Below are 18,099 nucleotides of genomic sequence, written 5' to 3' on the forward strand. Positions count from 1 at the left end.
CGTTGATAGAAATTGTATCATTGCCCATCGCCAGAACATTCCCTTTGAGCGTGTTTTGGCGCTAAGGCCGTCCCGCATCCTCTAGGCTCGCCTCGGCCCGTGAGGCAAGTCCGACCCGACCGGAAACTGGAAAATGACCGCTGACGCTACGTCCTCCGCCCGCACTTCCATGGCAAAGCTGTATCGCGCGCCCGAACCCGAAGTTCTAAAACCGCTTTTGACCCGCGCCGCGCTGACTCCCGAATCGCGCGGACGGGTGCTGGGCCATGCCAGCGGACTGCTGGCGGATTTGCGCGCGGCGCAGACAAAGGGCTGGGTAAACCAGTTCCTGCAGGAATATCGGCTGAACTCGTCGGAAGGCGTGGCGCTGCTCTCGCTGGCCGAAGCATTCCTGCGCGTGCCCGATCCCGAGACCGCCGATCTGCTGATCGCGGACAAATTGGGCGATGCCGATTGGCGCGCGCATACGGGCGAGTCCAACTCGTCTTTGGTCAACATCGCGACCTGGGGGCTGGTGGTCGGCCGCGCTTTGGTCGGCGAAGGCGAAGGCGGTCCGCTGCGTCGGCTGATCAGCCGCGCGGGTGAGCCGTTCGTTCGCCAGGCGGTCGGCGCGGCGATGCGGATGATGGGCGAAATCTTCGTGATGGGCCGCACCATTGCCGAGGCGATGGATCGGATGAAGAAGCCCGAGAACCGGGGCTTCACCGCGAGCTTCGACATGCTGGGCGAGGCCGCCCGGACCATCGAGGACGCCGCGCGCTATTTCAATGCCTATACCGATGCGATCGACGCGGTCGGCCGCGATCCCGCCGCCGGTCATTCCATCTCGGTCAAGCTGTCGGCGCTTCACCCGCGCTACGAAGTCACGCAATATCATCGCTGCGTCCCCGAACTGACGGCGATGCTCGAAGCGCTGGCGGTGCAGGCGGCGGGCAAGGGGATCGCGCTGACCGTCGATGCCGAGGAAAGCGAGCGGCTCGAGATGAGCCTCGACATCATCGGCGCTGTCGCGGCGTTGCCCAGCCTGAAGGGCTGGGACGGATTCGGAATGGCGGTGCAATCCTATGGCAAGCGCGCCCGCCTGGTGGTCGACTGGGCCAACAACCTCGATCGCCTGATGAACGTGCGGCTGGTCAAGGGCGCCTATTGGGACAGCGAGATCAAGCGCACCCAGGTCGAAGGGCTGTCGGACTATCCCTTGTTCACGCGCAAGGCGGCGACCGACGTTTCGTATCTCGCGGTGGCGCGCGACATGCTCGACGCCAAGAATATCCGCCCGGCCTTCGCCAGCCACAACGCGCTGACGGTGGCGACCTTGCTCGAATGGGCAGGCGACAATCGCGACTTCGAATTCCAACGGCTCCACGGCATGGGCGAGGGGCTGTACGAGCGGCTGGTCCGCGAGCAAGGCTATCATTGTCGCATCTATGCGCCGGTCGGCGGGCATCGCGATCTGCTCGCCTATCTCGTGCGTCGCTTGCTCGAGAACGGCGCCAATTCGAGCTTCGTCCACCAGCTTGCCGACGAGCGCCTGACAGAAGCGGAAATCTTGGCCGATCCGGTCGAGAAGATCGCGGCTGTGGGTGGCGCCCGGCATCCGAGCATCCCGCTGCCGATCGACCTGTTCGGCGACCGGAAGAATTCGAGCGGGATCGATCTCAGCGATCGGGGCGTGCTGGCGAAAACGGCTGCGAGCGTTGCCGCGATGCCGCCGGTGACGGCCGAGACAATCAATGTGGCCGCGGTAATCACCCGCGCCCATGCGGCCTTTCCCGGCTGGTCGGCGACTCCGGTCGACGAACGCGCGGCGATCCTCGACCGTCTCGCCGATCTGCTCGAAGCCAATCGCGACGAACTGATGGCGATCTGCGTCAAGGAAGCGTTCAAGACGATCCCCGACGCGATCGGCGAAGTGCGCGAAGCCGCCGACTTCTGTCGTTATTATGCCCAGCAGGCGCGGTCGGGCCTCAAGTCGATTGAGCTCCCCGGACCGACCGGCGAGCGTAACACGCTCCACCTCGACGGGCGCGGCGTGTGGGCGACGATCGCGCCGTGGAACTTCCCGTTGGCGATTTTCCTCGGCCAGACTGCCGCGGCCCTGGTCGCGGGCAATAGCGTGGTCGCCAAGCCTGCGCCGCAAACACCGAAAATCGCCGCCGCCGCGGTCAGGCTCGCGCATCAGGCGGGCGTGCCCGAGGACGTGCTGATCCTGGCGCCCGGCGGCCCCGAAGTCGGCGCGGCGCTGACCGCCGATCCGCGGATCATGGGCGTGGCGTTCACCGGTTCGACCGCGACCGCGAAGAAGATTGCGCGCAGCCTGCTCGAGGACGATGCCCGTCCGATCGTTCCGCTGATCGCCGAGACCGGCGGGATCAACGCGATGATCGTCGATTCGACCGCGCTGCCCGAACAAGTGGTGATGGACGTCGTAACCTCGTCATTCCGCTCGGCGGGGCAGCGCTGCTCGGCGCTGCGGCTGCTGGTAGTGCAGGAGGATGTGGCGGATAACATCATCAAGATGCTCGACGGCGCGATGGACTTGCTCGTGCTTGGCGATCCGGCCGATCCCAGGACCGATATCGGCCCGGTGATCGATCAGGCCGCCTATGACAAATTGATGGCGTATCGCGAGAGTATGAAGGCGCGCATCGTCAAGACGATCGACGCCCCGGCCGCGGGCCTGTTCGTGCCGCCGACGCTCATCCGGCTGGACGCGATTGAAGACCTGCAGGCTGAATGGTTCGGCCCGATCCTGCATGTCGCCACCTGGCAAGCGGGCAAGCTCGCCGAGACAATCCGCCGGGTCAACGCCAAGGGCTATGGTCTCACCATGGGCCTGCACAGCCGCATCGCGCGCGCCGGCGACGTGATGGAAGCCGAAGCGCGTGTCGGCAATCTCTACGTCAATCGCAGCATGATCGGTGCGATCGTCGGCTCACAGCCATTTGGCGGTGAGGGCCTTTCCGGCACCGGACCCAAGGCCGGCGGTCCGCACTATCTCTACCGCTTCGTCGCCGAGCGCGCGGTCTCCACCGACACGACTTCGGCAGGCGGCAACGCCACGCTACTCAGCCTCGACGAGGGTGGCATCTGAGGCAAATCTGCCGGCTGACCTCGCGCGTGCCCGGCGCGAGGTCAGCCGGCAGATCGTCAGGAGGCGTCCTCCCGGTCGGCGGCGCCGGTGGCGAGCGGTTTGCCGCCCCGCCGACGAAGATCCGCCAGCAGCACGTCGATCGCCCAATTGGCGGCGGTCGCCATGCCGTGCGCGTCCAAGTCCCATTGGTCGCGCATCTCCCTCCAGACGAAGCCGCTCGACATCAACTGGATGGCGGCGATCGCCCAGGTGCGGTCGGGTTCGGCCAGCGCCTTCACGGCCTGGCCGAACATGCCGCGATAGGCGGTCTCGCGCTCCGCCTTCATCTGGTTGCGCATCGCTCGGCCGTCCGCGCTGGCCAGCGCCACCGTCATCGCCGCGGCATTGCGGTCGAACTTCGCGAACCGTTCCTCCAGTCCGCCCAGCAGGTCGTCCAGTGTGTCGGGGACGCGTCCGCCGGGACTCATCCGCGCCCAGGCCGCGTGGCGCAGGGCATCCTGATCGGGAAAATAACGATAGACAGTACGTCGCGACACGCCGGCACGCTCGGCGACGGCGTCATGGTTGAGGCGGTCACCGTCGGCCATCAATCCAATCATCGCGTCTTCGATCAACGCGCGCGTATGGGTGTTGCTGGAAACGGACTCGCGGGGCTTGGCGGCGTCGGGCATGCTTTCCCCATACGCATGACACAAAATGTGTCAAATTCCGGTTGACACATTTTGTGTCATGTGTAGTGAGCGGGCAACACACGAATCAGGGAGACTCCGATGTTGTTCCACCTATCGATCGATGCCGACGATCCGCGTAATGTCGCTAATGTGATTGCCGAACTATGGGGTGGCCAGGCCTTTCCATTCCCACCCGTCCTCACTGGCAGCTGGGTTGCGATGGCCGGTGATGATCGAGGCACCACGGTGGAGGTCTATCCGCGCGGGGCCGAATTGCACGAAGCGCCGGGGGATGCCGACGCGGTCGGTCGGATCGGTGCCAAGGACCGTTTCACCTCGACCCATTTTGCGATGGCGACCGCGCTGGATGTTGAGGCGGTCACGGCGATCGCGGCGCGCGAAGGATGGCCGATCAAGTACCGCAAACGCGGCGGGATATTCGGTGTGCTTGAAATGTGGATCGAAGGTCGATCGATGGTCGAGGTGCTGACGCCTGAAATGCAGCGGGAATATCTCGACGGTCTCACCATCCCGGCTTGGCAGGTGATGCTCGCTAAGGGCCCGCCTTCCGCGGCGCGAGACTAATCACCGCCCCCTTGATCGGCGACCGAGCGGTCGCCTGACGAGGGCGGCCGCGCGATGGTATCCTCGCCACTCTTGGTCTTCCGGCGCTTCGGCCAGGTCACGCCGGATTCCGCTGCCGGGATGCCGGTCTGGGCGGGATAGACGAGTGCGATGCCCTCTTCCTGGAAACGCCTGATGATCGCGAGACCGATCGAATGGCGCGCGTCGTACATGTCCTGGAACACAGCGGTGGGGGAATCGAATTCGACATCGAATTCATAGCTTTGCGCGGTGAAGGTGGTGAAGCCGGCGCGGACGAACTTCTGGCCGTGATCCTCTACGATCTGCTTGAGCAAGTGTGGCAAGTCTTCGAGCACCGCGATCGGCGTGGTCTGGGCGATGCCCAGCGTGAAGACGACACGGCGATATTCGCGACGCGAATTGTTGATGATCTCGAAATCGAGCAACTTCTTGTTGCCGATGACGCGTTCCTCGCCGTTGGTGCCGCGGATACGGGTCGACCGCATGCCGATATATTCGACCGTGCCTGCCGACTTGTCGTAGGTGATCGCATCGCCGCGGCGGAACGGGCGGTCGAAGATGATGGCGATCGCCGCGAACAGGTCGGCAAAAATGCTCTGCGCCGCTAGGCCGATGGCGATACCGCCAACACCCAGACCGGCAACCAGCCCGGTGACGTTTACGCCGAGATTGCCGAGCACCATGACGAGGGCGATCGCGAACAGCGCGAAGGTCACGAACAAGCGGATGAGGCCCATCGCGTTCGTCAGCGTCTCGCCGTGATAATCGCTTGCCGCGGTGCGATGCTCGATCGCGCCGAGGATGATCTCGCGCGCCCAGATCGCCCCCTGGAACACCGCGGCGAGGGTGAACAGGAAGCGGATGATCGCCACTATCGGGTAGGGTGCATCGCCGATGCCCGCCACCAGCTCGGCCGAGGTCATGACGATGAAGAAATTGCCCGTCCTGGCGATCGCGCGGCCGAATACCGTGTACCAACCGGTGCCACTCGTGTCGCGGCGGCACAGGCGATTGCCGAGCGACTTGATGAAGTGCAAGCCGAAGAAGATCACGATTCCGACGGCGATCGCAATCATCACCTGAAGCCAATGCGATGAGAGCCAAGCGACGCTGGTGTCCCATATCGCCTGCGCTTGATGCTGCAGGTCGTGAGCGTTCAGTGTCCCAGCCTTGGGCATGGCAATATTGTTCATCGATTCTCTCAGGCTGCCTTGCGGCGTGATGTCGTCTCACCGGTCAGAAAGGCGATCAGACCGCGCTCGTAACGGTCGAGATAGCGGGTCGATCGCGGCAGATCGAGATGCTCGCGAAAACTGGTCTGATCGCCCTTGGCAAGGTCGATCAGCGCCGGATGAACATAGGATTTGCGCGCGATCGCCGGGGTGTTGCCGAGCGCTTCGGTGACCGGCTCGAGCATCGTCTTCAGTCCGATGTCATGGTCCGCGCTCGCCAGCGTCTGGAACGCGATGACGCTCGCGCCCCAGGTACGGAAGTGCTTGGCAGTGAAATCGTCGCCGGTGGCCTCGCGGATATAGTCGTTGACGTCGGTCGAGCTGACGCCGTGCGGTTGCCCGTCGCCATTGATGTATTGAAAGAGCTGCTGCCCCGGCAGGTCCTGGCACTTCTTGACGAAGCGCGCGAGGCTGCGGTCGGTGATCACGAGCGTTCGCATCTTGCCCGATTTGGCGCGGTAGCACAGCTTCAGCGTCTGGCCCCGAATCTCGGCGTGGCGATCGCGCAAGGTCGTCGCACCGAAGCTCTTGTTGGCCCTGGCATATCCTTCGTTGCCGACGCGCAGATAACCGATGTCGAGCAGCCTCACGATCGCCGCAACGGTGCGCTCCTTGCTGTGGCTGCGCGTCTTGAGATCGGCCTCGACCCGTGCCCGCAATCTCGGCAGCGCCAGGCCGAACGCGGCACAACGATCATATTTGGCGCTTTCCTGCGCGGCGCGGAAATCGGGGTGATAGCGATATTGCTTGCGGCCGCGCTCGTCCCAACCGACCGCCTGGATATGGCCGTTGGGATTGGGCGAGAACCAGGCGTCGCGATAGGCTGGCGGCAAGCCGATGCGGTTCAACCGGTCGATCTCGTCGCGGTCGGTGATGCGATTGCCTTGCGGATCCCAATAGCCCCAACCATGCCGTACCTTGCGCCGAGTGATCCCCGGCATGGTGTCATCGCAATAGACGATCCGGGGCATCAATCCTCCTTCCGCATGCCGTCGGAAATGCGCGGATCATCGCTTCGTTCCGGAACGTCCCGGCCACGCGGTCGGTTGGGAGTGCGGTTTTCAAGGAGATTTGCCATGGCCGATTTGAGCGACGTGCGCGTGCTGATGATCGCGACCGACGGGTTCGAGAATGACGAATTGTTCAAGCCGCGCCAGGCGTTGATCGACGCCGGCGCCAAGGTGACGCTGGCGTCGATCTCGACCGATCCGATCCAGGGCGAGAAAGGCGGCGAGAAGGCCGACACGATCACTCCCGACATCACCTTGGGCGATGTCGATACCGAGGAATTCGACGCGCTGGTCATCCCCGGCGGGGTCGCCAACCCCGACAAGATGCGGACCCAGGGCCGCGCCGTGCAGATCGTCGAGGAATTCATGGACGACGGCAAGATCGTCGCGGCGATCTGTCACGGGCCGTGGCTGCTGGTCGAGGCGGACGTGGTCGATGGCCGCAAGGTGACGAGCTGGCCGTCGATCCGCACCGATCTGGAAAATGCCGGCGCGGAAGTGGTCGATGAGGAAGTGGTGGTCGACGGCAAATTGATCACCAGCCGCAAGCCGGACGACATCCCGGCGTTCAACCAGGCGATTATCGAAGCGCTGGCGGAGGAGCTGGCGGAGGCTTGATCAAAATTCCTCCCCGGCACGGGGAGGGGGACCGCCGCCGAAGGCGGTGGTGGAGGGGGCCCTCCACGATGCCACATCCGTTTGGAGGGCCCCCTCCACCAAGCCGCTTCGCGTCTTGGTCCCCCTCCCCGTTCCGGGGAGGAATTTTAGGGCATTCACCCATTTCTGCGCCGGTCGCTCGACCAAATGATAGAGCGCCACCGAGCTCGCCAGCACCATCGTCAGGTAAAGCGCGATCAGCACGAGCGGCACGGCATGCGCGTCGCTGACGAACACGAGTTTGAACACCACGAACAGCATGAAGTGCGACAGATAGGTCGCGTAGCTGATCTCACCGAGATAATGGAGCGGCGCCCAGTCGAGCGGGTTGCCGCGCATTCCCGAGGTAAGCGCGAGGGCGAGTAGCAAGGCGGCGAAGGCAAAAGGTACGGCGACCTGTTCGGGCAGGCCGATGGCCCAGCCGATGAGCATCAGTCCGGCAAAAGCGAATGCCAGGATGGCAGGCAAGGCCGGAGCATCCCGCCAGCGCAACCAGAGCGCACAAAGTGCGCTGCCCGCGGCGAATTCGGTCAGGCAGCGAACGACGCCGAAATGCACGATATCATGGCCCAGCGTCGGCAGGTGGGCCGTTGCCGCCGCCAGGATGACCAGGAACGCCGACGCCGCCAGCATAACCAGCCAAGATGGTAGCGAACGCCAATCGACCGCGCGCACCAGCAGCGGAAACAGCAGATAGGCGGCAAGTTCGCAGCTGATCGACCAAGCAGGATCGTTCCAGGTCAGCGCGTCGGTGAACCCCCAATTCTGCAGCAGGAAGATGTGCAGCGGTAGTTCGCCGAACGGGAATTCCAACGGATTGTGGCGCCCGGCAGCAGCCAGCGCCAGCGCGAGCAGCACCGCTCCAGCCAGCACGACGAGGTGCAGCGGCCAGATTCGCGCAATACGCTTGTGCAGGAACGCCGGCACACCGCCCCAGCCTTCGGCGCGGAGGCGATCGCCCCAGCTCAGCCAGATCACGAACCCTGACAGTAGGAAGAAGAAATCGACCGCGAGATACCCCTTGGCGAAGACATGCACCCAGGCTGCCGGCAGGCCATCGATTGTGAGCCGGATATGATAGAGCACCACCATCCACGCGGCCACGCCGCGCACGCTGGTCAGCGCGCGAAGCTCGGGCCGGGTCATGCCAGCGCGGGGTTGGGCGGCGCGTCAGCCGCCGGCTTGGCGCGCTTCATCGGGCGGAAGCTCTCTTCCGCCCGCCGGCGCTTGAGATAGGTGTCGAGCCCGATCTGCGCGCCGATCAGCATGAAGATGAACGGCTGGAACGCGATCGCGACGAAACAGGCGCCGAGCATGTAGAGCAATTGCCCCGATTGCAGCGCGCCGGCGAGCGGCGCGACCCAGGCATAATCCTCACCCGCTTTCTTGTAGCGCTGGCGGATCACTTCCATCCGGATCAGCCCGCTCAGGCTGATGAACAACCACATAATCAGCCCCGGCCAGCCTTGTTCGCCGAGCATCTCGAAATAGGCCGAGTGATAGGCGCGGGCGCGGTCGACGGTCAGCCTGGTATCGAGCTTGGCATTTCCGGCGTCGCCTTCCGCCTTCACGATGTCGTAGCGGATCTGGTTCTGACGGTACATTTCGAACCCGCCGCCCAGCGGGTGCTGTTTGACATAGTCCCAGGTCCATTTCCACACCGCGACGCGCGTCGCGGCGGACTCGTCCTGTTGGTACGACTTGATCGTGCTCATGCGGTCGGTGAACGACTTGGGCAGGAACGGCACGGCGACCAGCGCCAGCGTCGCGACGACGCCAAGATAGAGGAACTTGCGCTTCGAATCGCGCAGCATCAGTACGCCGAGCAGGCCGATGCACAGCAGCCCGGTACGCGTCGAGGTGCCGATCGGCATCAGCAGGCAGGCGAACACCAACGCGTAGCAGAACAGCTTCCGCTTCCAGTCATTAGGGAAGATCGTGCCGTATTTCTCGAGCCACAGGATCGCGGGGATGATCGCGATCGCCACGGTCGAGATGGTCGAGCCCTCGTACAGCCCTGAGTTGTTATCCACCATCAGGTTGAGCGCGCCATAGCCGCCGCCGCCTGCCAGCGTCTTGATCCCGCCAACGATGATGATCGAGGCCGCCGACAGGATCATGAAAGTGAGCAACGCCTCGAGCCTGAGGCGGGTGCGCAGGGTCAACGGCAGGAAGGCGGCAAAGGCCAGGCACTTCCAGACCCAATCCCATTTATCCAGCGCCTCGACGGGGAAATCGGCCCGCATCGTGGTCATCGCGCACCAGGCGAGCAGCAGCACGATGACGAACTGACGCGGCGCGACCCGGCTGTCCTTCTTGTCGTCGATCAGCGCCCAGGAGCCAACCGCCAGCGCCACCGCGATCAACGAGATCGGCACCGAATTGAGCAGCAGATAGGTCAGCCGCTGCGGCGAGACGATGTCGATATAGACATAGCTCAGGATGAACAGGAACGGCCGGCGAAACGCCAGCGCGAAGAACATCCCGAGGAATCCGACAAAGGCGAGATCGTGGATCATCGCCGCTTGATCTTGCTCGGCGGCTCGGGCCGCTCGTCGTCGAGGTCGCGGCGGCGCAGCAGGAGGAAGATGGCGAGCATCATCAGGCCATGCGTGATCGCGATCGCGAAATTGTCGATCATGCTACCGTCTTCCAACCGATCCGAAGCGCGCGCCCTTCGACAAGCTCGGGGCGAACGGGTGTGGGTTGGTCCTACCGCCACCGGGTTGACGTGCCGTTAAACAGTCGCGTGGCATGGAAAATGAGATGAATATCCTCCACGTCCTCGATCATGGCCTGCCGTTGCAGAGCGGCTACACCTTTCGCACCCGCGCCATCCTGAAAGCGCAGATCGCGCGTGGCTGGCACGTCGCCGCGGTGACGGGACCGCGCCACGGCGAGACCAAGGTCACTGCGGAGATGGTCGACGGACTCGATTTCTACCGTACCGAAGTCCCCGCGCCGGCGCGCAGTCCGATCCGCGAATGGCGCGAAATCGCCGCGCTCGCCGATCGCGTGACCGAGGTCGCGCGGACGTTCTGCCCCGATGTGATCCACGCCCATTCGCCGGTGCTCGACGCCGTGGCGGCATTGCGTGCCGGCAAAAGGCTGGGCGTGCCGGTGATGTACGAGATCCGCGCCTTCTGGGAGGATGCGGCGGTCGGCAACGGCACGGGCAGCGAGGGGTCGCTGCGCTATCGCGCGACGCGCTGGCTCGAGACCCGGGCAGTGCGTCAGGCCGACGCCGTCGCGGTGATCTGCGACGGGCTGAAGGACGATTTGATCGATCGCGGGATCGACCCGGCCAAGATCATGGTCTCGCCCAACGGCGTCGACCTGACCCTGTTCGGCGAACCGCTGCCACGCGACACGGCGCTGGCGGCAGAACTCGGCCTGGCGGTGGATGACGATGTGGTCGGATTCATCGGCAGCTTCTACGATTATGAAGGGCTCGACGATTTGATCGCGGCGATGCCCGTGCTGGTGGCAAAACGCCCGGCGGCGAAGTTGCTGCTGGTCGGCGGCGGGCCGATGGAACAGGCGTTGCGCGCGCAAGCCGCGGCGTCGCCGGTTGCCGGCGCGATCCGTTTCGTCGGGCGCGTTCCCCATAATGACGTCGAACGCTATTATAGCCTGGTGGATGTGCTCGCTTATCCCCGCAAGAAAATGCGGCTGACCGACTTGGTCACGCCGTTGAAGCCGCTCGAGGCGATGGCGCAGCGGCGCCTCGTCGCCGCCTCGGATGTTGGCGGGCATCGCGAACTGATTCGCGACGGCGATACCGGCACCTTGTTCGCGCCCGATAGCCCCGCGGCGATCGCCGATGCGCTGGCCGGGATGTTCGCCGATCGCAGCGGCTGGGAAGCGCGGCGGACCCGGGCACGGGCGTTCGTCGAACGCGATCGTAACTGGTCGTCAAACATTTCGCGTTACGCCCCCGTTTACCAAAGAATTATCGAAGCTCGGAAAACGGACCTCAAATGGACGCCACCCGCGGTCGCCAGCGCCTGAATTTCCCCTCGCCCTTTGCGATTCTGGGCGAGGGCGGGGCGATGCGGTTCGCCGTGCCGCTGGCGCCGGCTATTGCCATATTGCTCGCGGCGCTCGGTGGACTGATGTTCCTGCTGATGCCAACCGCGGTGCTCGAGGATCTGGTGGTCGATAGCGGCATCGCCTCGCTGGTCACCGCCGCCCAGCCGCCGCTCGGAATGACCGCGCATTTCGCCATCGCCTTCCTGGTCGCGCTCGTGGTCGGTAGTATCAGCTGGTTCGGGCTGTTCCTGCTGATCGGCACGCGGGCGGTCGCAATCGGCGGTAATGCTCGCGAAGACGGCGTTCCCATCTTGCGCCGGGCCGACGCGCATCCCGACGCGCCGCCGCGCCGTCCGGTCTTCGCCAATCGCGACCTCGGCACGCCGTTCCTCGAAGTTACTGCCGAATCGTCGCTGCCGATGTCGGTCGCCGATGCCGTGGCGTACGCGCCGCCGGTAGTCGAGGAACGTGACATCCCGGCAGATCTCGACACCCCGCTCGCCACCTATCGCAGTCCTCTGGATCCGCCGCTGCCCGCTCCCGATCCGCTGCCGCTCGGCCGGATCGACGAACCCGTCGCGGCACCCTCACCGATTCGCGCGGAAGCGCCCGCTCCGGAGCCGATCATCGCGGTCGATCCGCGCCCGGCCCGAATCGATCCAATATCACCCGCCATTGTTCCGCCCGCCGAAGATCCCGCGCCGCGTTTCGCGTCGCATGAGCGGATCGAGACGTTCGAGTTGACGCCGATGGTGCGCTCGTCGGAAACGTCGGTTCCATTGCCGTCGGCGACGATCCACGATCTGCTCGACCGGCTGGAACGCGGTGTTGCCAAGCGCAAGGAAGCTCCGGCGCCGGAACCCGAAGCCCCGCAAGTGGAAATTCCCGCCGCGGGATCGCTCGAGGAAACGCTCGGCGTGCTGCGCCAACTCGCTTCGCGGGTCGGCTGAGAGCCATTCACGTAGATCGGTGAAATCCTTGTGCTCCTGCGAAAGCAGGAGCCCAGGGCCATAGGCGTCGTATCTCGTAACTCTGGGCTCCTGCTTTCGCAGGAGCACTGAAAGCGAGGGGTTGCCCTAGCCTTCCTCGACCAGCAGGAATTCGACCACGGCCGCCCCGTTGCTGCGCTCGACCAGATCGGCGCTCGCGACAAAATAGCCACGGACACCGAATTCCGCTTCGGGTAGGTCCGCCAGCCAGGTTTCGAACGCTTCGTCCTCGCCGGCATTGATCTCGACCGTCAGCCGCACGCCGCTGAATAGCGACGACGACCAATCCCGGCTGCGCACCAAAGATGCCGCCGCGTCGGGCATGCTTGCGGCGGCCGATTCGGTCACCGTCTTGATCAGATCGCGCTCGAGTCGACTCATTGCGCGGCATCCTGCGCGGCGATGAAATCGACGATGCGCTGGGCGACCCGGCGCCTGGGTTCACGACCGTTGCGCAGATCACCGACCAGTCGGGGATCGTTGCAGGCCAGCCGGCCGAACCGGGTCGGCGGCATGTTCGACCGCCGCAAAAACTTCTCCACCTCGCGTCCGATATGCATTTGTCTGGCCTCTGTTTTCTGCTGCCGAGTCGTTAGAAGTTCATGATCTGTTCCAAATTCCAACTTGTCTAGGAAATTTCCTACGACTATGGTGGCAAACATGGTTGACGTGCGATCGACGCTGGCGGGATTGGCTGACGAGGCGGGGACCAGCCTTGCCTGGTTGTCGCGCGCGCTCGGGCGCAACGATGCTTATCTGCAGCAGTTCGTGAAGCGCGGAACGCCCCGGCGGCTCGATGAGGAGGATCGCCGCTGGCTCGCCGCTTATTTCAATGTGGACGAACGCGCATTGGGCGGGACCGCTGGCGGTGACGCGACGATGGTGGCGGTGCGGCGGATCGACGCGGAAGCGCATGCCGGCGCCGGCGGGCTGGTCGAGGATGACCGCAATGGCGGGGAGGAACGGATCGATCCACGCGTGGTGGCGCGGCTTGGCGTGTCGCCCGCGACGCTGACGATGATCACCGCGCATGGCGATTCGATGGAGCCGCTGATCCATGACGGCGACGCGTTGTTCGTCGACATGGCCGATCGCCGTTTGTCGTCGCGCCCCGGCATCTTCGTCATCCGGCTCGACGGTGCGCTGCTGGTGAAGCGGGTCTCCCGGATCGGCTTGGAGGTTCAGGTGGCCAGCGACAATCCCGTCACGCCGGCCATTGCGCCGGTTCGCGCCGATCGCGTGTCGGTCATCGGCCGCGTGGTGCGGCTGGCTCGGTCTTTACGTTAGGTGCGGGTCCCATAAACGACGCTATCGGCACAAGGGTTGAACGGCCGACAATAGGTGGTTAGCTGCCAGAGAGCGAGGCGCGAGGCGACGGTGACGTGGACTCCGTCGAGGCCGAGCAACGCTTCCAAGGCCTCCGGTCGATAGAGTCCCTGGCCGACGAGTTTTCGGGAGGGTTTGAGCTTCTTATTCGTTCCTTCGTCGCTACGGCGAAACCCTAACCCTCCTCAATTACATTCCTAAACTTCTACCATAGGCGATAATGGATGAGAGATGTCGTCAAGACCCGATGAAGGAGAGCAGGTCGGGGTTAAGAACATCGGCGTGCGTGGTGAGCATGCCATGCGGATAGCCGGGATAAGTCTTCAGTGATCCGTTCCTGAGCAGGTCGACCGCCCGCGGCACTGAACTTGCGAACGGGACGACTTGATCAGCCTCGCCATGCATCACCAGCACCGGTACGGTGATCTTCTTGAGGTCTTCGGTATAATCTTCGAGCCAGGAGTCGACAGTCGCGTAGTGAGCGAGCGCACCGCCGGCCATGCCTTGACGCCACCAGTTCGCAATGATTGCCTCCGAAGGCTCGGCCCCATCTAGGTTGTAGCCGTAGAACGGATTCTCAGGGACGAAACGGAAGAACTCCGACCGGTTGCCCAGCACGCCTGCCCGGATCGCTTCGAACCACTCGGGCGGTTGACCGAACGGGTTGTCCTCGCTCCGATACATGTTCGGCGTCAGTGAAGCGACCAGCACCGCCTTCGCGACGCGCTCCTGGTGGCGAGCGACATAGCGAGCCACCTCGCCGCCGCCTGTCGAGTGCCCGATATGGATCGCGTCGCGCAGGTCGAGGTGCTCAGTCAGGGCTGCGAGGTCGGCAACCCAGTGGTCCATGTCGTTGCCAGTGCTGGGCTGGTCGGACCGGCCGTGGCCGCGCCGGTCGTGGGCGATCACCCGGTAGCCGTGGCGAAGGAAGAAGGTCATCTGCGCGTCCCAGTCGTCCGCCGACAGTGGCCAGCCGTGGCTGAAAACGATTGGCTGACCTGATCCCCAGTCCTTGTAGAAGATGTTCACGCCGTCCGTGGTAGTGATCGTAGGCATTGTTCAGTCCTTCACAATGTGCCGCGGATGAGAACCATCGCTCGCTGGCGCGGCGTTCCAGCGATAATACTCCAGATAATATGACCAGTCGTCTATTAATTGGTCAAAATGTTTAGGTCAGCAAAGAGGGCAAAACAAAGCGCTCGAAGCTGTCGAAGGGCGCGCGGCTACGTTCAACCTTGGCCCGCATGACGGCCCCTTCGAACGTGTCGATCAGCGCTACGGCAAGTTGCCCGGGATCCTTTTCGGCCGACAATTCCCCCTTGTCCTGCGCTTCATGCAAGCAAGAGGCGAGCGCGGTCGACCACTCGCGATAGATCGCCGCGAGCTTAATCCGCACGTCCTCGCTCGTGGGCGTGACTTCCAGCGCCATGTTCCCGATCAGGCAGCCGACCGCATAACGGTGGCGCTCGTGAAACTCGGCAAGCCCGGCGAAATAGCGCGCGATGCGCGACAAAGGTGGCGTCCGGCGCTGATTCAAAATGGCTCCAAACTCAGATACAACCGTCTCCCAATATTCAGTCAGCACCGCGACGGCGAAGGCTTCCTTGCTGTCAAAGTAATTATAGAACGACCCCTTGGGCACGCCGGCTGCAGCGGTAATCTCCTGCACGCCCGTGGCGTTGAAGCCGTGGGCGCTCACAAGGTCTCCTCCCTTTTCGAGGAGGCGCGATCGCGTTTCGGGATTGGCTGGTCTAGGCATGGGTTTATATATGACCGGTCGTCTTATTATCGTCAAGCATTTTTTGGTATGGGTCCGGTTCGCTCGTTGAACTGCGTTTTCAACGGCTAACCGGCCCTGTCTTCTCCGGCTTCTCGACCGGCTAAGTTCTGGACGTCCGCAATTGGGTCGCTTGCCGACAGGCCGACTTGTGAGTCTACGACCTAGCCAACAATCAATTACCTACGCCGGTCGATCAGGAAGATGATCGTCGCAGCGATCGCGCCGCCGGCGCCGCCGAGCAGCACGCCCAACGTCGTCTGCCCGTAAAGCACGCCCGCGACGGCGCCGCCGATCAGCCCGAGCGCGAGCAGGCATCCGCCGGCGGCGGGAGCGGTCGATTGCGGCGGATTCGGTCTCATCCCCGCTGCCTGCCATGTTCCAGGATCGGACGCTAGTGTCCCGGCATGGCACGCGTGGGGCAGCGACTAACGCCATGGTGCATGGCGATTTACCACTACCTCCCGCCGGTTTCCGTCGATCACCTCGGAGTGGCACGGCCCTTGTAACGATCGGGTGCTGCCAGTTGGAGTATCGCATGCACCTCTACCTCTCTGATCGCTCGTCGGTGGACGCCGCGCAGGAGCTGATGGCAACCTTTGGCGACGATGCCGGATTCGAGGCGGCCGCGCGCGCCGATAAGAGCCGTGATCTCGGCAATCACGTCAATTTCTGCCGCTGGCGCCAGATCGAGCGACTGATCGTGCTGATGTCGCAGGGCCGCGCGGTGGGTACCGTCCACTAATTCAAATCAAGCGGTTTCCGCGGGAGATTGTTTCGGGTTCGTTGGTTTCTGCTTTTCAGGAAGCCACCAAACGAGGCCGGATGACCACACCCCAATATCTGTCGATCGCCCTTCTCGTTGCGATGATGGCGATGTTTGTCTGGGGCCGCTTCCGTTACGATGTCACCGCGATGCTGGCGCTGCTCGCGGGGCTCGGGCTCGGCATCGTCAAGCCGAAAGAGGCGTTCACCGGCTTTTCCGACGACATCGTGATCATCGTCGGCTCGGCGCTGGTGATTTCGGCGGCGGTGCAGCGATCGGGCATGGTCGAGCGCGCGCTGGCGCTGATCGCCGGCCGTGTCACTCGAATCCGGACGCAGTTGTTCGTGCTGACCGCCTCGGTCGGCGTGACGTCGGCGCTAGTCAAGAATGTCGGCGCGCTGGCGATGCTGATGCCCGCGGCGTTCCAGATGGCGAAGAAGAACAAGGCGTCGCCATCGGTCTTCCTGATGCCGATGTCGTTCGCCTCTTTGCTGGGTGGGCTGATGACGCTGGTCGGCACCTCGCCCAACATCATCGTCAGCCGGGTGCGGCAGGACATGGTCGGCGAGCCGTTCCGCATGTTCGACTATTTCCCGACCGGCTTTGGCCTCTTGGTGATCGGCCTGATCTTCCTGCGTTTCGGCTATCGCCTGTTGCCGCGCGACCGGCGCGGGGTGCCGACGATGGGCGAGGCGCTCGACATCAAGGATTACGTCACCGAGGTGACGATCGGCGAGGGCTCGCCCGCGATCGACGAGACGGTCGACCAGTTCACCGATCGCCATGATGGCGACGTCACCGTCACCAGCGTGATGCGCGCGGGCATGCGCAGCCAGCCGCGCCCCTGGATGACCTTGCGCGAAGGCGACACGCTGATCCTGGGCGGCGAGCCGGACGTGCTCGAACGCGTGATTGCCACCAACAAATTCGCGCTGGCCGGCTCCGATCGCGACGTGCCCTAGGATCGCAAGGACGACGAGATCGGGGTGATCGAGGCGGTGATCGCGACCAACTCGCCATTGATCGGCCGCACCGCCAGCCGGATGCAGTTGCAGCGGCGGCTCGGCATCAACCTGATTGCGGTGTCGCGCGAAGGCGAACGGCTGACGCATCGGCTGGGCGGCACCGTGTTGCGCGCCGGCGACGTCGTCGTGCTGCAGGGGCCACTCAGTCTGCTGCCCGAACGCCTGGCGGAACTCGGCGCGCTGCCGCTGGCCGAGCGGGCGCTCCGGCTCGGCAATTCGGGCAGGGGGGTGTTGCCGGTGGCGATCCTGGCGGTGGCGATGATCGCGACCGCGACCGGTTACGTTCCGGTGGCCGTCGCCTTCTTCGCCGCTGCGGCGTTGATCCTCGCGATCGGCGCGCTGCCGCTGGCCGAGGCTTATGCCAGTGTCGAATGGCCGATCCTGATCATGCTCGGCGCGCTGATCCCGGTCAGCGACACGCTCCGCACGACCGGGGCGTCGCAGATCATGGCGACCTGGCTCGCGCATGTTGCCGCCAGCCTGCCGCCCTGGGGCGCGGTCGCGCTGATCCTGGTCGCGGCGATGGCGGTGACGCCGTTCCTCAACAATGCCGCGACGGTGTTGGTGATGGCGCCGATCGCCGCGGTGTTCGCGCACGATCTCGGCTATCGGCCGGAAGCCTTCCTGATCGCCACCGCGATGGGCGCGGGATGCGATTTCCTCACCCCGATCGGGCACCAGTGCAACACATTGGTGTTCGGTCCCGGGGGCTACAAATTTGGCGATTATGCCCGGCTGGGCGCGCCGCTGTCGCTGCTGGTGGTGCTGTTCGGCACGCCGCTGATCCTGATGGTTTGGCCGCTGCATTGAGCGGGAAGGGGAAAGCCCCTCCCTGCAAGGGAGGGGTTGGGGGTGGGTGCGCGCGTCCGCGCGCCCACAAAGACTCACTAGCCGCTCAGCAAAACAGCGTTGGT

20 protein-coding genes are annotated in these 18,099 nt (G+C 64.2%); 9 read left to right on the plus strand and 11 right to left on the minus strand.

The features are described from left to right. Positions 1-169: 169 nt before the first annotated feature. The gene (locus tag AC1DQQ_RS18365; RefSeq protein ID WP_478046221.1) at positions 170-3,094 is read left to right on the plus strand and encodes an L-glutamate gamma-semialdehyde dehydrogenase; all 2,925 of its coding nucleotides are present in this window, start codon (positions 170-172) and stop codon (positions 3,092-3,094) included. Positions 3,095-3,150: 56 nt separating this feature from the next. Here the strand turns inward: AC1DQQ_RS18365 and AC1DQQ_RS18370 are convergent, their stop codons facing one another. Next, positions 3,151-3,765, minus strand: a complete 615-nt coding sequence (locus AC1DQQ_RS18370) for a TetR/AcrR family transcriptional regulator (protein ID WP_478041162.1) — start codon at positions 3,763-3,765, stop codon at positions 3,151-3,153. Positions 3,766-3,864: 99 nt separating this feature from the next. Between AC1DQQ_RS18370 and AC1DQQ_RS18375 the strand changes: the two genes are divergently transcribed. Beyond that, entirely contained in the window at positions 3,865-4,350 is a 486-nt protein-coding gene (locus AC1DQQ_RS18375) for a hypothetical protein (protein ID WP_478046223.1), read from the plus strand. Here the strand turns inward: AC1DQQ_RS18375 and AC1DQQ_RS18380 are convergent. Both AC1DQQ_RS18380 and AC1DQQ_RS18385 read right to left on the minus strand, forming a co-directional pair. Next, positions 4,347-5,564, minus strand: a complete 1,218-nt coding sequence (locus tag AC1DQQ_RS18380; protein ID WP_478046225.1) for a mechanosensitive ion channel family protein — start codon at positions 5,562-5,564, stop codon at positions 4,347-4,349. The genes AC1DQQ_RS18375 and AC1DQQ_RS18380 overlap by 4 nt on opposite strands. 8 nt (positions 5,565-5,572) lie before the next feature. Next, complete coding sequence (locus tag AC1DQQ_RS18385) at positions 5,573-6,574, minus strand: DNA topoisomerase IB (RefSeq protein ID WP_478046227.1); 1,002 nt, start codon at positions 6,572-6,574, stop codon at positions 5,573-5,575. A 105-nt stretch (positions 6,575-6,679) separates the two neighbouring features. Here AC1DQQ_RS18385 and AC1DQQ_RS18390 point away from each other — a divergent pair, with 105 nt between their 5' ends. Further along, the gene (locus tag AC1DQQ_RS18390; RefSeq protein ID WP_478046228.1) at positions 6,680-7,231 is read left to right on the plus strand and encodes a type 1 glutamine amidotransferase domain-containing protein; all 552 of its coding nucleotides are present in this window, start codon (positions 6,680-6,682) and stop codon (positions 7,229-7,231) included. Here AC1DQQ_RS18390 and AC1DQQ_RS18395 read toward each other — a convergent pair whose 3' ends face one another. Genes AC1DQQ_RS18395 through AC1DQQ_RS18405 form a run of 3 tightly spaced genes read right to left on the minus strand, consistent with a single transcriptional unit; the run spans position 7,232 to position 9,911 of the window. Next, positions 7,232-8,416, minus strand: coding sequence for an acyltransferase family protein (locus AC1DQQ_RS18395; RefSeq protein WP_478046230.1), 1,185 nt, complete (start codon positions 8,414-8,416; stop codon positions 7,232-7,234). It abuts the gene before it with no gap. Beyond that, a complete protein-coding gene (locus tag AC1DQQ_RS18400) occupies positions 8,413-9,786 on the minus strand; it encodes a putative O-glycosylation ligase, exosortase A system-associated (protein WP_478046323.1) in 1,374 nt (457 codons plus the stop codon). Before AC1DQQ_RS18400 ends, AC1DQQ_RS18395 begins: the two co-directional genes overlap by 4 nt. Beyond that, positions 9,786-9,911 (minus strand): hypothetical protein, encoded by a 126-nt coding sequence (locus AC1DQQ_RS18405; RefSeq protein WP_281178807.1) that lies wholly within the window; start codon positions 9,909-9,911, stop codon positions 9,786-9,788. The genes AC1DQQ_RS18400 and AC1DQQ_RS18405 overlap by 1 nt, the downstream gene beginning before the upstream one ends. Before the next feature lie 125 nt (positions 9,912-10,036). Here AC1DQQ_RS18405 and AC1DQQ_RS18410 point away from each other — a divergent pair, with 125 nt between their 5' ends. Beyond that, entirely contained in the window at positions 10,037-11,281 is a 1,245-nt protein-coding gene (locus tag AC1DQQ_RS18410) for a TIGR04063 family PEP-CTERM/XrtA system glycosyltransferase (protein ID WP_478046231.1), read from the plus strand. Then, positions 11,251-12,252 carry a hypothetical protein gene (locus AC1DQQ_RS18415; protein ID WP_478046233.1) on the plus strand — a complete coding sequence of 334 codons (1,002 nt, stop codon included), beginning with the start codon at positions 11,251-11,253 and terminating at the stop codon, positions 12,250-12,252. The genes AC1DQQ_RS18410 and AC1DQQ_RS18415 overlap by 31 nt, the downstream gene beginning before the upstream one ends. 126 nt (positions 12,253-12,378) lie before the next feature. On the opposite strand, the gene AC1DQQ_RS18420 is transcribed toward AC1DQQ_RS18415, so the two are convergent. Both AC1DQQ_RS18420 and AC1DQQ_RS18425 read right to left on the minus strand, forming a co-directional pair. Continuing rightward, positions 12,379-12,672 (minus strand): hypothetical protein, encoded by a 294-nt coding sequence (locus tag AC1DQQ_RS18420; protein WP_478046235.1) that lies wholly within the window; start codon positions 12,670-12,672, stop codon positions 12,379-12,381. Next, the gene (locus tag AC1DQQ_RS18425; protein WP_066820318.1) at positions 12,669-12,851 is read right to left on the minus strand and encodes a hypothetical protein; all 183 of its coding nucleotides are present in this window, start codon (positions 12,849-12,851) and stop codon (positions 12,669-12,671) included. The genes AC1DQQ_RS18420 and AC1DQQ_RS18425 overlap by 4 nt, the downstream gene beginning before the upstream one ends. 100 nt (positions 12,852-12,951) lie before the next feature. Here AC1DQQ_RS18425 and AC1DQQ_RS18430 point away from each other — a divergent pair, with 100 nt between their 5' ends. Further along, positions 12,952-13,578, plus strand: a complete 627-nt coding sequence (locus AC1DQQ_RS18430; RefSeq protein ID WP_478046237.1) for a S24 family peptidase — start codon at positions 12,952-12,954, stop codon at positions 13,576-13,578. A gap of 276 nt (positions 13,579-13,854) precedes the next feature. Here AC1DQQ_RS18430 and AC1DQQ_RS18435 read toward each other — a convergent pair whose 3' ends face one another. The 3 genes from AC1DQQ_RS18435 to AC1DQQ_RS18445 all read right to left on the minus strand — a co-directional run bounded on the left by AC1DQQ_RS18435 (position 13,855) and on the right by AC1DQQ_RS18445 (position 15,756). Then, entirely contained in the window at positions 13,855-14,673 is an 819-nt protein-coding gene (locus AC1DQQ_RS18435; protein WP_478046239.1) for an alpha/beta fold hydrolase, read from the minus strand. Positions 14,674-14,785: 112 nt separating this feature from the next. Beyond that, the gene (locus AC1DQQ_RS18440; protein WP_478046241.1) at positions 14,786-15,316 is read right to left on the minus strand and encodes a TetR/AcrR family transcriptional regulator; all 531 of its coding nucleotides are present in this window, start codon (positions 15,314-15,316) and stop codon (positions 14,786-14,788) included. Positions 15,317-15,573: 257 nt separating this feature from the next. Further along, entirely contained in the window at positions 15,574-15,756 is a 183-nt protein-coding gene (locus tag AC1DQQ_RS18445; protein WP_478031428.1) for a hypothetical protein, read from the minus strand. Between the two features lie 176 nt (positions 15,757-15,932). Between AC1DQQ_RS18445 and AC1DQQ_RS18450 the strand changes: the two genes are divergently transcribed. The 3 genes from AC1DQQ_RS18450 (at position 15,933) to AC1DQQ_RS18460 (ending at position 17,995) form a co-directional block, all read left to right on the plus strand. Beyond that, positions 15,933-16,139 carry a hypothetical protein gene (locus AC1DQQ_RS18450; protein ID WP_478031430.1) on the plus strand — a complete coding sequence of 69 codons (207 nt, stop codon included), beginning with the start codon at positions 15,933-15,935 and terminating at the stop codon, positions 16,137-16,139. Between the two features lie 80 nt (positions 16,140-16,219). Then, on the plus strand, positions 16,220-17,122 hold the full coding sequence (locus AC1DQQ_RS18455; RefSeq protein ID WP_478046242.1) for an SLC13 family permease: 903 nt from the start codon (positions 16,220-16,222) through the stop codon (positions 17,120-17,122). A 24-nt stretch (positions 17,123-17,146) separates the two neighbouring features. Next, entirely contained in the window at positions 17,147-17,995 is an 849-nt protein-coding gene (locus AC1DQQ_RS18460; RefSeq protein ID WP_478046244.1) for an SLC13 family permease, read from the plus strand. Positions 17,996-18,099: the final 104 nt, after the last annotated feature.

This window comes from Sphingomonas sp. P4_G3 (assembly GCF_056401105.1).

Excerpts from the sequence above, each read along its gene's own strand:
- AC1DQQ_RS18435 (WP_478046239.1), bottom strand. The coding sequence starts at position 14,673 with ATGCCTACGATCACTACCACGGACGGCGTGAACATCTTCTACAAGGAC.
- AC1DQQ_RS18385 (WP_478046227.1), bottom strand. The coding sequence starts at position 6,574 with ATGCCCCGGATCGTCTATTGCGATGACACCATGCCGGGGATCACTCGG.
- AC1DQQ_RS18405 (WP_281178807.1), bottom strand. The coding sequence starts at position 9,911 with ATGATCGACAATTTCGCGATCGCGATCACGCATGGCCTGATGATGCTC.
- AC1DQQ_RS18370 (WP_478041162.1), bottom strand. The coding sequence starts at position 3,765 with ATGCCCGACGCCGCCAAGCCCCGCGAGTCCGTTTCCAGCAACACCCAT.
- AC1DQQ_RS18420 (WP_478046235.1), bottom strand. The coding sequence starts at position 12,672 with ATGAGTCGACTCGAGCGCGATCTGATCAAGACGGTGACCGAATCGGCC.
- AC1DQQ_RS18425 (WP_066820318.1), bottom strand. The coding sequence starts at position 12,851 with ATGCATATCGGACGCGAGGTGGAGAAGTTTTTGCGGCGGTCGAACATG.
- AC1DQQ_RS18390 (WP_478046228.1), top strand. The coding sequence starts at position 6,680 with ATGGCCGATTTGAGCGACGTGCGCGTGCTGATGATCGCGACCGACGGG.
- AC1DQQ_RS18455 (WP_478046242.1), top strand. The coding sequence starts at position 16,220 with ATGACCACACCCCAATATCTGTCGATCGCCCTTCTCGTTGCGATGATG.
- AC1DQQ_RS18415 (WP_478046233.1), top strand. The coding sequence starts at position 11,251 with ATGGACGCCACCCGCGGTCGCCAGCGCCTGAATTTCCCCTCGCCCTTT.
- AC1DQQ_RS18430 (WP_478046237.1), top strand. The coding sequence starts at position 12,952 with ATGGTTGACGTGCGATCGACGCTGGCGGGATTGGCTGACGAGGCGGGG.
- AC1DQQ_RS18395 (WP_478046230.1), bottom strand. The coding sequence starts at position 8,416 with ATGACCCGGCCCGAGCTTCGCGCGCTGACCAGCGTGCGCGGCGTGGCC.
- AC1DQQ_RS18410 (WP_478046231.1), top strand. The coding sequence starts at position 10,037 with ATGAATATCCTCCACGTCCTCGATCATGGCCTGCCGTTGCAGAGCGGC.
- AC1DQQ_RS18450 (WP_478031430.1), top strand. The coding sequence starts at position 15,933 with ATGCACCTCTACCTCTCTGATCGCTCGTCGGTGGACGCCGCGCAGGAG.
- AC1DQQ_RS18445 (WP_478031428.1), bottom strand. The coding sequence starts at position 15,756 with ATGAGACCGAATCCGCCGCAATCGACCGCTCCCGCCGCCGGCGGATGC.
- AC1DQQ_RS18375 (WP_478046223.1), top strand. The coding sequence starts at position 3,865 with ATGTTGTTCCACCTATCGATCGATGCCGACGATCCGCGTAATGTCGCT.
- AC1DQQ_RS18365 (WP_478046221.1), top strand. The coding sequence starts at position 170 with ATGGCAAAGCTGTATCGCGCGCCCGAACCCGAAGTTCTAAAACCGCTT.
- AC1DQQ_RS18380 (WP_478046225.1), bottom strand. The coding sequence starts at position 5,564 with ATGAACAATATTGCCATGCCCAAGGCTGGGACACTGAACGCTCACGAC.